The organism is Thalassobaculum fulvum, from assembly GCF_014652915.1.
Taxonomy (GTDB): domain Bacteria; phylum Pseudomonadota; class Alphaproteobacteria; order Thalassobaculales; family Thalassobaculaceae; genus Thalassobaculum_A; species Thalassobaculum_A fulvum.
The window spans coordinates 223,647-237,854 of record NZ_BMZS01000005.1; the positions used below are offsets into that span (position 1 = coordinate 223,647).

The 14,208-nt window shown below is 69.0% G+C and carries 12 protein-coding genes; 5 read left to right on the forward strand and 7 right to left on the reverse strand.

Annotated elements, in window-relative coordinates; translation table 11 throughout:
• Nucleotides 1–14: 14 nt before the first annotated feature.
• On the reverse strand, nt 15–1,247 hold the full coding sequence (locus IE246_RS12715; RefSeq protein WP_189990100.1) for a hexosyltransferase: 1,233 nt from the start codon (nt 1,245–1,247) through the stop codon (nt 15–17).
• Nucleotides 1,244–2,452: a cyclic nucleotide-binding domain-containing protein gene (locus IE246_RS12720; RefSeq protein ID WP_229837103.1), complete on the reverse strand. Its 1,209-nt coding sequence runs from the start codon at nt 2,450–2,452 to the stop codon at nt 1,244–1,246. The genes IE246_RS12715 and IE246_RS12720 overlap by 4 nt, the downstream gene beginning before the upstream one ends.
• 272 nt (nt 2,453–2,724) lie before the next feature.
• On the opposite strand from IE246_RS12720, the gene IE246_RS12725 reads away from it, so the two are divergent.
• The 5 genes from IE246_RS12725 (at nt 2,725) to IE246_RS12745 (ending at nt 7,489) form a co-directional block, all read left to right on the forward strand.
• Complete coding sequence (locus IE246_RS12725) at nt 2,725–3,783, forward strand: DegT/DnrJ/EryC1/StrS family aminotransferase (RefSeq protein ID WP_308434490.1); 1,059 nt, start codon at nt 2,725–2,727, stop codon at nt 3,781–3,783.
• On the forward strand, nt 3,780–4,772 hold the full coding sequence (locus IE246_RS12730; RefSeq protein ID WP_189990105.1) for an NAD-dependent epimerase/dehydratase family protein: 993 nt from the start codon (nt 3,780–3,782) through the stop codon (nt 4,770–4,772). The genes IE246_RS12725 and IE246_RS12730 overlap by 4 nt, the downstream gene beginning before the upstream one ends.
• Nucleotides 4,773–5,069: 297 nt before the next feature.
• On the forward strand, nt 5,070–6,311 hold the full coding sequence (locus tag IE246_RS12735) for a hypothetical protein (RefSeq protein WP_189990108.1): 1,242 nt from the start codon (nt 5,070–5,072) through the stop codon (nt 6,309–6,311).
• A 9-nt stretch (nt 6,312–6,320) separates the two neighbouring features.
• On the forward strand, nt 6,321–7,025 hold the full coding sequence (locus tag IE246_RS12740) for a putative periplasmic lipoprotein (protein ID WP_189990110.1): 705 nt from the start codon (nt 6,321–6,323) through the stop codon (nt 7,023–7,025).
• A 59-nt stretch (nt 7,026–7,084) separates the two neighbouring features.
• Complete coding sequence (locus IE246_RS12745) at nt 7,085–7,489, forward strand: hypothetical protein (RefSeq protein ID WP_189990112.1); 405 nt, start codon at nt 7,085–7,087, stop codon at nt 7,487–7,489.
• A gap of 36 nt (nt 7,490–7,525) precedes the next feature.
• Here the strand turns inward: IE246_RS12745 and IE246_RS12750 are convergent, their stop codons facing one another.
• From IE246_RS12750 to boxB, 5 genes are all read right to left on the reverse strand, one after another.
• Nucleotides 7,526–9,484 (reverse strand): peroxidase family protein, encoded by a 1,959-nt coding sequence (locus IE246_RS12750; protein WP_189990113.1) that lies wholly within the window; start codon nt 9,482–9,484, stop codon nt 7,526–7,528.
• Between the two features lie 90 nt (nt 9,485–9,574).
• Nucleotides 9,575–10,048, reverse strand: a complete 474-nt coding sequence (locus IE246_RS12755; protein WP_189990116.1) for a PilZ domain-containing protein — start codon at nt 10,046–10,048, stop codon at nt 9,575–9,577.
• Nucleotides 10,049–10,136: 88 nt separating this feature from the next.
• Entirely contained in the window at nt 10,137–11,057 is a 921-nt protein-coding gene (locus tag IE246_RS12760) for a helix-turn-helix transcriptional regulator (RefSeq protein WP_189990118.1), read from the reverse strand.
• 112 nt (nt 11,058–11,169) lie between these two features.
• A complete protein-coding gene (boxA, locus tag IE246_RS12765; protein ID WP_229837030.1) occupies nt 11,170–12,384 on the reverse strand; it encodes a benzoyl-CoA 2,3-epoxidase subunit BoxA in 1,215 nt (404 codons plus the stop codon).
• Nucleotides 12,385–12,734: 350 nt separating this feature from the next.
• Nucleotides 12,735–14,186 (reverse strand): benzoyl-CoA 2,3-epoxidase subunit BoxB, encoded by a 1,452-nt coding sequence (gene boxB, locus IE246_RS12770; RefSeq protein ID WP_189990120.1) that lies wholly within the window; start codon nt 14,184–14,186, stop codon nt 12,735–12,737.
• Nucleotides 14,187–14,208 lie beyond the last annotated feature (22 nt).

The window sequence follows — 14,208 nt, forward strand, 5'->3', positions numbered from 1 at the left end:
CCGGTCGGCTCGTTTCAACTGGGCGCGCGCCCGTAGCCGCCGCCGTCGTCATGCGATGGTTTCGCCGGGACAGGTGAAACCGGTCGGCCAGGACCTTCGGCCTGTTCCCACAATGCCGCCAAGTTGCGGCAGGCATTGCGCCAGTCGAAATCATGGCGAATGTCCTGCGGCAAAGCAGGTTTCGTCATCATAGCCGTCTTCAGCGCCGCGATGGCACTGTCGAGAGTGTCATAAGCGTGAACGTTCCGGTAGCGCAGAAACGGCTGATTGGCCGGACAGCGCGGCAGAACCGCATGACGGCCGGCGACCAGGGCGTCGGCCGCCGCGGTGGTCAGCACCTCGCTGACCGCCGGGTTGAGGTAGACCCGGTAGTCGGGCAGCCACTCCCAGGGACTGGCGGTCGGCCCCATGAAGCGGATCGGGGCGTTGCGCCGCACGGCCTCGGCTTCGATGGCGGCGGAGTCCTGGCCGTAGCCGTACACGTCGATGGGGTATCCGGTGCGACAGGCGATCTCGATGACCGAGGCCAAGCCCTTGTCCCACACCAGACGGCCGAGGAAATAGATGCCGCGGCAACCCTCGGCCACCGGCGGCACCGCGGCGTAGGCCGGAAGCACACCGGTGACGCGGGCGCCGGCGGCCACGGGGTGGCCGAGATCGCTCAGGTCGATGGCGGGAGACAGCGGAACCAGCAGGTCGGTCCGCGTACGCATCGCATGGCGGTTGATGCGGTTCAGGAGCGACGCCCAGGCGCGCGCTGCCGGCCAACCGCTGTTGCGGGCATAGGCGTCGTAGTTGGTCATCACGACGCCGACCACCTTCTCCGCCATGATCTGCGCGCGCCGCCGCGTCCGGACGTTCCAACACAGGTGCTCGGGTTCGCCCAGCACCAGCACCCGGGCCGGCGGGACCGAGCCGAAGACGTCCTGCAACGGCAGGATGCTGCGCAGCGAGGGATAGTAGCGGCCGGGATAGAACCGCACCTCGGGCAGCGGCGGACAGCCGAGACGGTCCGCCTCCTCGGCCAGCCAGCGCGCCTGGTCGGCCGGCTCGGCGAAGCGCTCGCCTTCCCAGATCAGGGCCTGCTGGGCGGGGGGGAGCCACGGCACCACGAGGCACGTCCGCAACCCCATCTCGGCGAGGCCGCAGGCGTACCACAAGGTGAGGAATGCCGGCCCGGTGCGCCACGGCAGGGTTGCCGAGGTGACGACCGCGACGTCGAAGGCGTCCTGCCGAGCCGGCGTCACATCAGTCCCGCATAGAAGGCGCCGACCCCGAGAACCGCGTGCAGCAGGCTGACGCCGGCCAGGTTCCGGTGCCGCAGATAGATGGCGCCGAACACGATACTGCTCACGAAGGTCAGCCCCACCGCCGCGAATCCGAAGTGCAGATGGAACATGGCGAAGCCCCCCGCGGCTAGGACATTCGAGAAGATGCCACGGGAATCGTTGAGAAACCGGCGGAACGACGAGAGCAGCAAGCCGCGCCCGACGAGTTCCTGCAGGAAGGAATGCACGACGTACGGAATGATGCCCGTCAGGTCGGCGAGCGTGATCGTCATCGGCCGTCCCGGCAGAATGTCCATCGCGCGCAGGCTCGCGCCGAGCCCAAGCACCAGAGCCAGGCCGATCAGGGACATCACGGCCCCCTCGGTCAGGGACCGGCGGATGCCGCTCGTGGTCACCCCCAGTTCCCGAAACGGGATGCCCATGTGGTGGATAATCGCGAAACTGGGGACCAGCAGGATCGCGAGGTACTGCCAGGCAAAGCTGACGGTGTAGATGTCGATCTCGACGATCTGCCTGGCGATCACGTCGTTGACCACGGTGCCGATGGTCATCATCGCCAGGATGTAGATGAAGAAGCGGCCGAACTGCTGCTGCTCGCGGGCGCGACGGAGATCGCTTTCGAGCGCCTGCACATACCGGTCGTTGCTTTCGCGCATGCGTCGAACGACGGTGGTGCTCAGGCTGCCCTTGAGCTCGGCAAGTCGACGATCGCCGTCGGGCAGGGCGCGGACATCGTCGGGATCGACGACCGAGAGCCGGCAATCCGTCTCGGCTCGCGCCGACAACGAACGCGGGGCGCCGTCGATCATCGCCATTTCGCCGAGCGTCTGCCCGGGACCGATCTCCGCGACGCGGTATTCCGCCTGAGCGCCGGTGGCGGGCCGGAACACCAGGACCGTTCCCTGTTCGATGACATAGAGGAGGTCGGAGACGTCTCCTTCGTCGAAAATTACTTGGCCGGAAGTAAAATTAACTTGTCTTGCGGTGTGTGTTATGGTCGACCAAGTTTCTTCAGTCAGTCCTGTTAGAGAATGAAGGGCCTTTCCCAGTTCTGTGCCGCCGGTTTCTGCAGAACTCGCCCCATCCTGGAACAAAACGGTTTGGTCTGACACTTTCAGAGTTCCATCTGGTATTGCGATCTTTCGGCGCGCCGTTGATAGCATGGCAGAGCGGGGCGGACAATCTGGGCCGGCGTCGAGGCCACCGCCCCGGGGCACGCGCGACGGAGGGGCACGCGCGACGGAGACGCCGGGGTTCCAACCGGTGGGGTTTTCCCTGGCAATCGGGGGAGCGGCCCCTAAAATCGTCGGCACGGCCGGCCGACCGGACCTCGCGGTTCAGATCTTCCCGAAGAAGGGGACCGATCATCACTCCCCCCAGGACGACGATCCCGCAGACGTCCCCGAAGGCCTCGGTCGACGAGGACCGGGCCGCCATCGATGCCGCGATCGATCGGGTCCTGTCATCGGGCATGTATATCCTGGGCCCCGAAGTGGATGCCTTCGAGGCGGCGTTCGCGCGCTACGTCGGACCGGAGCATGCCGTCGGCGTGGCCAGCGGCACCGACGCCATCACCCTCGCCCTGCGCGCCCTGGGCATCGGCCCGGGCGACGCGGTCGCCACGGTGTCCCATACGGCAGTCGCCACCGTTGCCGCCATTCGCGCCTGCGGTGCCCGGCCGGTGTGGGTGGACATCGATCCGGCCACGTACGTCATGGACCTCGACGATCTGGAGCGGCGGGTCGGCGCGGAGCCGGTGAGGGCGGTGGTGGCGGTGCACCTGTACGGCAACATGGTGCCGCCCGGGCCGCTGCTGGAGATCTGCCGCCGCCACGGTCTGCGGCTGATCGAGGACTGTGCCCAGGCGCACGGCGCCTCCTGGGATGGCCGATCGGCCGGCGGTTTCGGCGACGCCGCCGCCTTCAGCTTCTACCCGACCAAGAACCTCGGTGCGCTCGGGGACGGCGGCATGGTCGTAACCGGCGATGCCGAGGTGGCGGCACGGGCCCGGCGCCTGCGCCAGTACGGTTGGCGCGAGCGCTTCGTCAGCGCCGAAGAGGGTTTCAACACGCGGCTGGATCCCCTGCAGGCGGCGGTGCTGGGTGTCCTGCTGGGCCGCCTGGAGGCCCGCAACGAGGCCCGGCGTGCCGCCGCCGCAGCCTACGACGCGGCCCTGGCCGGCGTGGCCGATCTCGGGCTGCCGGGGACATCGCCGGGTGTCCGGCATGTCTATCACCAGTATGTGGTTCGCCATCCCCGCCGCGACGAACTGGCGGCGTTTCTCGCGTCGCATGGCATCGGTACCGCGATCCACTACCCGGTCCCGGTTCACCGCCAGCCGGCCTATGCCGGCCGCTTTCCGCCCGAGGACCTGCCGGCGACCGAAGCGGTTTCCGGCGAGATCCTCAGCCTGCCGATGTTTCCGCAACTCGGGGCCGAGCGGGCCCGCCACGTGGCCACGCTCATTCGGCGGTTCTCGAGTGCGGCGGCATGACCGTCGATGTCGGAGCGCTGTCCGGTCGATCCGTCCTGATCATCGGCGGCCTGGGCTTCATCGGGGCCAACCTGGCGGGCCGGCTGGTCGGGCTCGGGGCGAATGTCCTGCTGGTCGACAGCATGAACCCGCTCTACGGCGGCAACATGTACAACATCGCCGGTATCGCCGCCCGGGTGAAAGTCAACATCTCGGACGTCCGCGACCGCCACAGTCTGCCGCATCTGCTGCGAGGTCAGGAGTTCATCTTCAATCTCGCCGGCCAGACCAGTCACATGGACTCCATGCTCGACCCCTTCACCGACATGGAGATCAACGCGACCGCCCAGCTCGCGTTGCTGGAGGCCTGCCGCGAGCACGCCGTCGACGCCAAGATCGTCTTCGCCTCGACGCGCCAGATCTACGGTCGGCCGCAGTATCTGCCGGTGGACGAGAAGCACCCCATCAAACCGGTCGACGTCAACGGCATCAACAAGACCGCCGGCGAGTTCTATCACATTCTCTACGGCGAGGTTTACGGCTTGCGGACGACGGTCCTGCGGCTGACGAACACCTACGGTCCGCGCATGCGGATCAAGGATGCACGGCAGACCTTTCTGGGCGTGTGGTTCCGCAAGGTGATCGAGGGCGAGCCGTTCGAGGTCTGGGGCGGCGAGCAGAAGCGCGACTACAGCTATGTGGACGACGTCGTCGAAGCCCTGCTTCTGGCTGCCGTCGATCCGGGTTGCGACGCCATGACCTTCAACGTCGGCGGCCACGAGGTGCTGTCGCTGGCCGAGACCGCCGACATCATCCGCGCCGCCTGGCCGGGAGCCCGCTACGTCGTGCGCGACTATCCGGCGGAGCGCAAGGCCATCGACATCGGTGACTACTACAGCGACTACTCGCTGCTGCGCGAACGGACCGGATGGCAGCCGCGGGTTTCCTTTCGGGACGGCGTCGCCCGGACGCTGGCGTTCTACGCCGAAACCCTGAAGCACTACGTGTGACCGGTCGGACGCGAGCGGCCCGGAGTCGAGCGGCCGGCCCCACTGTCCGTCGAACCGGGCGTCTCTGGGCTGACCGAACCGGACCTGCCCCCGGTCGGTGCCTCACGGACACTGCGTACCCCGCACCGGTGATCCCCCCGCACCGGTGATCTCCCATGCCGGTACCCGCGTCGGCAGGCGATTCACGGTGCGCTCACACCGGATCCGCAGCATCCGGATGCCGATCGGCGAGAGACCGGCACCGGTCTTCGGATGCCGGTCTCTCGCACCAGACGGTACGCGACCACGGGGGAAACCATGAAATCGAGAACCTGCGCGTTCGCCCTTCGGATGCCGCCGGTGTTCGGGCGTAGGGCACCGCTCGCGGCTGCCGCCGGCGCCCTGCTGCTGTCGGGCTGCGGAATGACGACGCACCTCCACGACGAGAAGCTGGCGAACCTCTCCACCAAACTGCAGAGCGAGTTCGCGGCCTACCAGGAGGATCAGCCGTCGCTCTACCTGACCATGACGGCGAACGTCGCGGCGTTCGCCAAGGAAGAGGACGCGACGCTGGAGCGCTTCGCGGACAATGTCGAGGCCGCGCTCCTGACGAAGGCGCCGACCCTGACGTTCAAGGAGTACGAGGACCGGATCAAGAAGAAGCGGGCGGCGCTCGACGCCCTGGGCACGGAAGGATCCGACGCGCTTCGCGAGGACCTGAAGAAGCGGGGGGGCGCGCTGACGAAGCGCGACGACCTCGACGGGGTGATCAAGGACTTCAAGGCCAAGATCAAGGCGGCGGAGGCGCAGGAGAAGAAGTGGGCCGCCATGATCGCCACCTTCCAGGACGCGATCGCGGCGCTGCCGGCCGCCCTGGACAAGCTGGCGACCGGCAGGGCTGGACTCGATGCCCTGGACAGCGTCTTCACGACCAGGGACGCCGACACCACCGCGCTCAAGGACAAGCTCGCCGGCATCGCCCGCACCGAGCTGACCGACGCCCCGGGCATCGCGGTCCGGATCCTGCAGCTCGGCCTCGATCTCGCCGAGCTCGAGCGGGAGCAGGCGCAGCTCACCCTTCTCGCCCTCGACGAGCGCCGCAAGGTGTACGAGGACTTCGCGGCGTCGGTCAGCGTCGCCTCGTCGCTGCTCGACAAGGCCGAGGACTACCGCAAGACGGCCACGGGCCTGCTGAAGAGCGCCTCGCCGACGTCCAGGCCGGCGGTCGCGATCATCGCCTACAAGACCACGCCGAAGTCCGGCGAGGACGTCGTCAGGGTCCAGAACATCATTCACCTGCTGCTGATGCCGCCGCGGCTGCTGGTCAGCGCGGACTCGCTGATCGCGCGCCAGGACGCCCTGGTTCGGCTCCGGCTGGCGAGGTTGGAGCATCTGGACTCGATCGCCCGGTCGGCAGTCGGCGATCGCGCGAACCAGGCGGTCATCTCCAGCGGGCTGGATGCGCTGGTCGCGTACCACGCGGGCGGCATCACCGAGGAGGACATCGCCAACCTCATCCGTGTCGCCCAGGGCGTCGCGCTGTTCATCATTGCCGCATAGGAGGGCGCCATGAACCGGTACCGAATTCCAACTGCCCGGCAGGCCGTGCTGCTCGGCGCCTGCGCCGCCCAGCTGATGCTCGCCGGTTGCGCCGGCGACAACGCCCGCACGGTCGCCTTCAATACCCTGCAGACCACCGTCCTGTACGAGAAGAAGCTGGACGCGAAGATCGCGGCGGAACAGGCCTTCTATCGCACCCAGCTCACCACGCTGCGCGAGAGCCTGGCGGGCGCGCCGATCGACCGGAAATGCCTGCCGGACGGCGCAGGCCCGACGGGCGGAAGTGCACCTGCAGGCGGGCTGGCGGCCAAACCGGCCGACGAGAGGGATTGCTTCGGCAACCCGGACTTCAAGAGCAGCTGGCTGTACGGGCGCATCTTCACCGCGGCCCAGCGTGACGCCCGGACGACCGCGGGCCGGCTGCTGTCGTCGGACGACGGCGCGGTGATTGCCGAGATCATCGACTTCGCCGGCCGCGGCATCGACGTCCAGCGTGCCGCCCTCCGCGAGGTCGCCGACCAGCAGCGCGCCCTCACCGATCAGGTGGCAGGGAGCCTCAAGCCGCTGCAGAAGCAGAAGGCCCGGCTGGCGACGATCCGCAAGGGGCTGACCACCTTGTCGGCGACGCCGGATACCGGCCTCGATCTGGGCCAGGTCCAGACGATCGCCGAGAAGATCGTCGAGCAGATCAAGGCTGCTTCCGCAGCGCAGTGATCGGCGGCCGGCATCGCCGGTCGCGCGTCTCCGTTCCGGGCTGAAAGGACCCAGATGCCATGAGCATGAGCACATTCGAAGCGAACATCGCGCGTCGTGCGATGAAGCTGATCGTCCGGGAAATCGACAATCCGGAGTCGGTCCCGTTCCCGAGTGTCGTTCGCACACCGGACGATCTCGGCGAAGAACTGGCGTCGATTTTCGTCGAGCAGGACCTGAGCGACAGCCTGGACGACATGGAAGCGGCGTTGCAGCGTGCGACCGACAAGCTCGTCGCGGCTCACCGGGCGGCCGCTGCGGTGACCGTGGACGCCCCGACCGACGACGAGGTGAAGGCGTTCCGGGCGGCCTTGGAGGCCCTCCATGCCGACATTCAGGCCGATCAGCGGCTGCGGGCGGCGATCAACCTGGTGGTCAGCCTTCAGGAGGCGATCCCCGCCCTGGCTCCCGGTTCTCCCGGGTGAGTTCGGGGGAGCGGTCGGTCGACGGCCGCTCCCCTCCTAGATCAGCAGGTAACCGTCCAACTGGTTCGGCTCGAACCGCGTCCCGAGCAGGGTGATGGTGCCTTCCTCGGCGACCATCAGCACGAGGCCGTCGGCGGTCTCGACGACCTCGACGTCGTCGACCGACGTCACCGATGCGATCCGCGACAGGTCGATCCGGTCGCCAGTGTCGAGGCCGCGGATGCGGTCGTCGCCGAAATCGGCCTCGAACACGAACATGTCGGGACCGCGTCCGCCGACCAGGAGGTCGTCGCCGGCGCCGCCGTTCAGGGTGTCCATGCCGTCCTGGCCGTGCAGCTCGTCGGTGCCGGCGCCACCGGACAGGACGTCGTTGCCGCCGCCGCCGAGTACCAGGTCCTCGCCGGCCGAGCCGATCAGGGTATCGGCGCCGGCGGTCCCGCCGACCCGGGCATAGGCGGTGAAGGCATCCTCCTGGAGAATGCCGACATCGGTGTTGCGCTCGATCAGGTCGGACAGCGTCGTGCCCCAAATCCGGTCGGCCTCCTGGTCGCCGAGGACCGCCTGGCTCCACAGCCGGTCGCCGTCGCGCAGCCGCGTGAACTGGTCGATTACGACGGTGGCGAACAGCTCGCCGAGCACGCCGCCGTCGACCGCGTCCTCAGCCAGCCCGCCGACCCAGGCGTCGATCGAGTCGACGTTGCCGTACAGCGCTTCCAGCTTGGCGGCGATCGTGGCGTCCGACGTGATCTCGTCGAAGCTCGTGACGCGCTCGAGGCCGACTGCCTCGCGCAGGTCGTTGTAGTCGGGCAGGCCGTGGTCACGGCCGCGCTGGATGTTCAGGGAGACCAGGTCGAGGCCGCCGGCCCCCGGTGCGCCGAACAGGAACGACCGGACGTCGTCGACCACGAAGGTGTCGGCCGCCTGGGCGGTCTGGGCGCCGAGCCCGCGCAGGATCGGGTCGATTCCGCCGTTCTCGGTGATGGCGTCCGGGTTGAAGAAGGCGTCGCTCAGCTCGATGGCGCCGGCGTCGATGGAACTGCCGTCGGCGTTCAGCCGCAGCAGGCTGGAGGACAGCATCGAGTGACCGAACCGGTAGGCGGCGGTCGCGAACTCGGTGGCGATGCTCGGGTCGATGGTCGAGTCGTAGCCGGTGTAGTCGGCGATCGCGTCGGCGCCGACCAGCTTCGGCAGGAACTCGTTGTAGGTCACGGCCTGGACCACCGCCTCGACCCGGACCCGGGCGGCGGCGAACAGCTCGTCGCCGGTCATCCCGGGGTTCTGGGCCTGGATCAGGTCGACCCAGCGGTTGTGCTCGCGCGCCATGACTGTCTGCAGCGAGGTGAGTGCCACGTTCTCGCCGGCGCGGACGTCGCCGGCCATCACCTGGCCGGTCTCGTCGAGCGGCAGGAAGCCGTCGTCGTCGAGGACGATCCGGCCGGTGTCGTCGACCAGGCTCTGGCGGGTCGCCTCGTCGGACCCGTAGATGAAGGACCCGTCGATATAGGTGGTGATGTCGTTCACCTGCTCGCGGGCGACGGTCTCGCCGGTGCCGTCGGCGACTTCCGAGCGCGTGAACGAAAGGGTGACGGTGCCGGTACCGGTCGGGTCGAAGTCCGGATCGCCGGCCGGCACCGCGATGTCCGCGTGCTCGGTGCCGGTCGGGGTCAGGGTGATGTCGTGGTCGACCAGCTGGCCCCAGGCCCACAGGAAGTCGCTGTAGCCGTTCGGGTCCTCGACGCTCTCGGTCTGGTCGAACAGGGTGTTCGAGATCGTTCGGGCGTTCGGCAGGCCGGCGTCGATGCTGCCGATCCCGTCGGTGTAGTCGGCGTCGCCGAGACGGATCATGGTGCTGCCGGCCGAGCCGAGGTCGATGTCGGTCTCGTTGTTGCCGGTGCCGTCGACGCTGCGCTGGCTCTGGATCGAGACGTCGACGCCCGGCCGCCCGCCGGGGCCGAAGGCGTCGTTCGGGCTCTGAGTCGTCCGAGGCCGGAGCATGGTCACCTCCCCTGGTGCGGGCGGCGGCGGCCATCGCGGCGCCGGCCCGTTGGGTTGTCGTTGCATTCCGACAACGACTACGCGGCGGGTTTATTCCCCGAAGCCGATCGCGTGGCCGGCGCAGAACGGCGCGGAGCGGCCGTGATGCCGGCGGATCGTCGAAAGTTCGGTCGGGATGAGCCAGCGCCGATCGGCGGCCTTGCGCGCGGCAAAGACCGCGAGGGCCTTGGCGTCGGACCGGCTGACCGGCAGCCAGCGCCCGGCGACCCGGTCGTCGCGGATCCGCAGGATGGCGGCGTCGACGGTGATCGACAGCGCCGGGTCGGGATCCTGGATGCCGTGGATGTAGACCCGGAAGCGGGCGAACTGGCCGGCCGCGAAGTCGCCGGCATCCTGGGCGCAGAATCCGCCGCGCGACCAGTCGATCAGCGGCACGTCGCGCCGCCCGATCCGGAGGTAGGCATTGCCCAGCGCCCGCAGCCGGGGCTCGGCCCGCCGATCGGCGGCTGGGCCGGGCCGTTCCCGGCCGGGCCGAAACAGGGAGCGGGATAGCGCTGCGAGCATCGTGTCCCTCCGCTGGCCGCCGCCGGTTCGGCGCGGCTTCGCAAGGACAACGCTGAGGCGGCGGTCTTATTCCATCGGGGGCAGGCGGTCAGCCGGCGGCGGTGCCGTGCCAGCAGTGCTCGGCGATCGTGCGCACCACGTCCTGGACGCTCTCGTCCAGGGTCCGGCCGGAGGTGTTCACCTGGGCTTCGGCACGGGCGTACAGCGCCTCCCGGCTGGTGAGGATGCCCTTGAGCTCCTCCATCGCCGACGGATTGCCGGCCATCGGCCGCTCGTCGCCCTGGCCACGGACACGGGCCATGTGCTCCTCCGGGCGGGCCCGCAGCCAGATGGCGTGGAAGTGGCGCAGCAGGAAGTCGTAGGTCGCCGGTTCCGACACGATGCCGCCGGCGACCGCCAGGATGACCTGCTCATGGGTGGCGGCGACCCGCTCGACCGCCTGCTGCTCGAGCCGGCGGTAGCCCTCGTTGCCGTACAGCGCCATCAGCTCGCCGACCGGCATGCCGCTGGCCAGCTCGATCTCCTCGTTCAGCTCCAGGAACGGGATGCCGAGGCTGTCGGCGGCCAGCCGGCCGAGGGTCGACTTGCCGGCCCCGCGCAGCCCGATCAGCGTCACCCGGCGGGCGCGCCGCAGGTCGGCCGGCTCGGGGTCGAGGATCTGCTGCACCTTCGCGCGCACCTCGGCAGTGGCGCGCTGGTACAGGGTCATGACCGGAATGGTGTCCGAGGACCACGGGTCCTCCTCGCAGACCAGCCACTCCATCGGTACGTCGAGGGCGCGGGCGACCCGCCGCAGCAGCACGATCGAGATGTTGCCGTAGCCCCCCTCGAGCTGGGCGAGGTAGCGCTCGGACACGCCCGAGCGCTCCGACACGACCTTGCGCGACATGCTCTTGCGGCCGCGGGCGTCGCGCACCCGCTCGCCGACGGTGCGCAGGAACGCCTCGGTCGAGTCCGCGTCTTCCGAGACCGGGACGGCCTCCCCGTGAAATCGTGCGAGTTCGCTCATCGACGCCGCGCCGGCCTGGAATCACACGGATTATACGGCAAGGCGAGGCGCGCCCGCCACGGGCCGTCCGGGCCGACGGCCTGCCGGCCGCTTGCAAACGGCCGCTCCATGGTCAGTAGGTCTCGACGTGATAGCGGCCGGCGTCGCGCATCCGGGCCTTGAGGGACGGCCAGTCGAGCCCGGCGCCGCCGGCGATGGTCTCGAACGCCCGCTCGACGCCGTCCTCCATCGCCTTCAGACCGCACACGTAGACGTGGGTCCGGTCGTCGGCCAGGGCCGCGGCCAGCGAATCGGCCTCCGCCAGCATGCGGTCCTGGACGTACTCCTTGGGCCGGCCGGCGAGCCGCGAGAACACCAGGTGCTTGGTCATCACGCTGTCGGGGATCTTCTGCAGCGGTCCGAAATACGGCAGGGAGTCCGGGCTGCGGGCCCCGAAGAACAGGGTCAGGCGGCCGCCCCGGTCGCCGGCCGTGCGCTGGCGCCGCATGGTGAAGGCGCGGAACGGAGCCGAGCCGGTGCCGGTGCAGACCATGACGATATCGGTCGCCGGATCGTCGGGCATCAGGAAGGTCGAGCCGAACGGCCCGCTCAGCCGGACCTGGTCGCCCTTCTGCAGGTCGCACAGGTAGTTCGAGCACACCCCGCCGGGCTCGCGCTTGACGGTCAGCGACAGGTTGTTGGTGTTCGGCCGCTCGCCGTCGCGCGGGCTCGACACCGAGTACAGCCGCGGCGCGTGAGGCTGCCCGTTCGCGGCCGCGCCCGGCGCCAGCACCCCGACGCTCTGGCCCTCAAGCACCGGGAACACCGTGCGCCCGAGGTCGAGCACGATGTGGCGCACCTCGCTGTCGGAATCCGCCGCCGTCAGCCGGTAGCTGCCCTGCACGGTGGCGATCGCCGGGTCGCGGCGGCTGTACATGTTGACGGTCGGCTTGGCCGCCGAGTCCGGTGCCCGCGCCCGCCCGCCGGCGCCCTGGTGGGCCTCCGCCAGCAGCCGCTCGACGTCGTCCTCCAGGGCCTCGACCGTGCCGTTGCCGGTGCCGGTCTCGATGTCCTCCTGCTTCGGCAGCTCGGTCCAGGAGAACTGCTCGTCCAGGGTGTACGGCTTCAGCACCACCCGCCAGTTGTCGATCGAGCCGGTCGGGCAGGGGCCGATGCAGTCCATGCAGAAGTTGCAGGTCGCGGCGTCGACCACGACGTTGTTGTCGTCGTGGGTGATCGCGTCGACCGGGCAGGCCTCCTCGCACGAATGGCAGCGGATGCAGATCTCCGGGTCGATCAGGTGCTGTTTGATCGGGACGTTCATCTCGGACTGACTTCCGTCAGGCATGCCGGCACCTCAGGCGTCGTAAAGCGTTCCGCCCCTTGCCCTTCGGGGCCCTTCCCACACTGTCGTCATTCCGGAGCGGGCTGCGACGAGCGGCGCGCGTCCGGAACCCACCGGCCGCTTCGGCGGTGGCCGCGGCCGGCGCCCCGTGGGTTCCGGCTCTCCGCGACCGCGTCGCTCCGGCCGGAATGACGACAACAAGGGGGTTTTGTCCGTCGAACTCGCCCGTGGATCGCGGCGGATCGAATGATCCCCTCTCCCGGCAGGCCGGCGACAGGATGACATCCCCACACCCCGGCATTTCTGCTCGTCCAACGCCATCGGCAGCATCGCAAGACCGCCCAATGTCGAGCTCAAGCGTCGTGCAGCTTCACGTACTCGAAGTCGCCCGGCTTGTTGTCGATGCCGATCTTGGGCGGCGCGATCCAGCCGGCGTACTTGCCCGGCTCGGTCTCGGGCTTCATCAGGGATGCGATGAACTCGCCGTCGGCCGCACTCGGCAGCCATTGGTCGCGGCCGGCGTTCCAGGCGTCGGCGCCCAGGACCTCGCCGGCCGGGGTGACGTTGGCCGGGGCGAAGGTGCCGATCTTCCGGTTGAAGGCCTCGTGCGGCAGCGTCATCTCGAAGTTCACGCCGGTCTTGGCGATGATCGCGTTCCAGCGCTTCACGCCGCCCGCCGCGTCGCGCACGTAGTCGTCGCGCAGCCGCATGTTGATCGCCGACAGCGCCGGCATGTCGACGATCTCGATGCGGCCGTCCTTGAACTCCGCCACCGGGTAGGTGGCGTTGGTCAGCTTGTGGTCGTCGTCGATCCTGGTCTCCTGGTAGCGGCCCTTGATGCCGGCGTTGAACGCGTTGGCGGCGTTCGTCGACACCTCGGCGCCGAACAGGTCGAGCGACAGCGAAAAGTGCAGGTTCAGTTTCTTCTGGATGGTCGGCAGGTCGATCACCCCGAGCGCCCGGACCTTTTCGATGGCGTACGGGTCGTCGATGCCGGCCTCCACCATCGCCTCGCAGGTGCGCTGGATGGTGCGCCCGACGCCGGTCTCGCCGACGAACATGTGATGGGCTTCCTCGGTCAGCATGAACCGGCAGGTCCGGCTCAGCGGGTCGAACCCGGACTGCGCCAGGCTCTCCAGCTGCATCTTGCCGTCGCGGTCGGTGAAGAAGGTGAACATGAAGAACGACAGCCAGTCCGGCGTCGCCTCGTTGAACGCCCCCAGCATGCGCGGCGCCTCGGCCGAGCCGGAGCAGCGCTGCAGCAGGCCGTCGGCCTCCTCGCGGCCGTCGGCGCCGAAGTACTTGTGCAGCAGGTAGACCATGGCCCACAGGTGCCGGCCTTCCTCGACGTTGACCTGGAACAGGTTGCGCAGGTCGTACAGCGACGGGGCGGTGGCGCCGAGGTGGCGCTGCTGCTCGACCGAGGCCGGCTCGGTATCGCCCTGGATGACGATCAGGCGGCGCAGCATGGCCCGGTACTCGCCCGGCACCTCCTGCCAGGCCGGCTCGCCGTAGTGCTGGCCGAACGGGATGGTGCGGCCCTCGACCTGCGGCGCCAGCAGAATGCCCCAGCGGTACTCGGGCATCTTCACGTAGTCGAAGCGCGCCCAGCCCTTCGGGTCGACGCTGACGGCGGTGCGCAGGTAGACCATGTGCTCCTGGAAGCCCTCGGGGCCGAGGTTCTTCCACCAGTCGATATAGCCCGGGTGCCAGCGCTCCAGGGCCTTCAGCACGCGCCGGTCGCCCGACAGGCCGACATTGTTCGGGATCTGCGTGTCGTAGCTGACGTTGGTTGCGTCGAACATCCTGTCCTCCCGAGGGTTTGCG

Bases quoted from the DNA above. Each gene is read 5' to 3' on its own strand.
- IE246_RS12750 (WP_189990113.1), bottom strand. From the start codon at position 9,484: ATGCTCCGGCCTCGGACGACTCAGAGCCCGAACGACGCCTTCGGCCCC.
- IE246_RS12755 (WP_189990116.1), bottom strand. From the start codon at position 10,048: ATGCTCGCAGCGCTATCCCGCTCCCTGTTTCGGCCCGGCCGGGAACGG.
- IE246_RS12740 (WP_189990110.1), top strand. From the start codon at position 6,321: ATGAACCGGTACCGAATTCCAACTGCCCGGCAGGCCGTGCTGCTCGGC.
- IE246_RS12735 (WP_189990108.1), top strand. From the start codon at position 5,070: ATGAAATCGAGAACCTGCGCGTTCGCCCTTCGGATGCCGCCGGTGTTC.
- IE246_RS12730 (WP_189990105.1), top strand. From the start codon at position 3,780: ATGACCGTCGATGTCGGAGCGCTGTCCGGTCGATCCGTCCTGATCATC.
- boxB (WP_189990120.1), bottom strand. From the start codon at position 14,186: ATGTTCGACGCAACCAACGTCAGCTACGACACGCAGATCCCGAACAAT.
- IE246_RS12720 (WP_229837103.1), bottom strand. From the start codon at position 2,452: ATGCTATCAACGGCGCGCCGAAAGATCGCAATACCAGATGGAACTCTG.
- IE246_RS12760 (WP_189990118.1), bottom strand. From the start codon at position 11,057: ATGAGCGAACTCGCACGATTTCACGGGGAGGCCGTCCCGGTCTCGGAA.
- boxA (WP_229837030.1), bottom strand. From the start codon at position 12,384: ATGCCTGACGGAAGTCAGTCCGAGATGAACGTCCCGATCAAACAGCAC.
- IE246_RS12745 (WP_189990112.1), top strand. From the start codon at position 7,085: ATGAGCATGAGCACATTCGAAGCGAACATCGCGCGTCGTGCGATGAAG.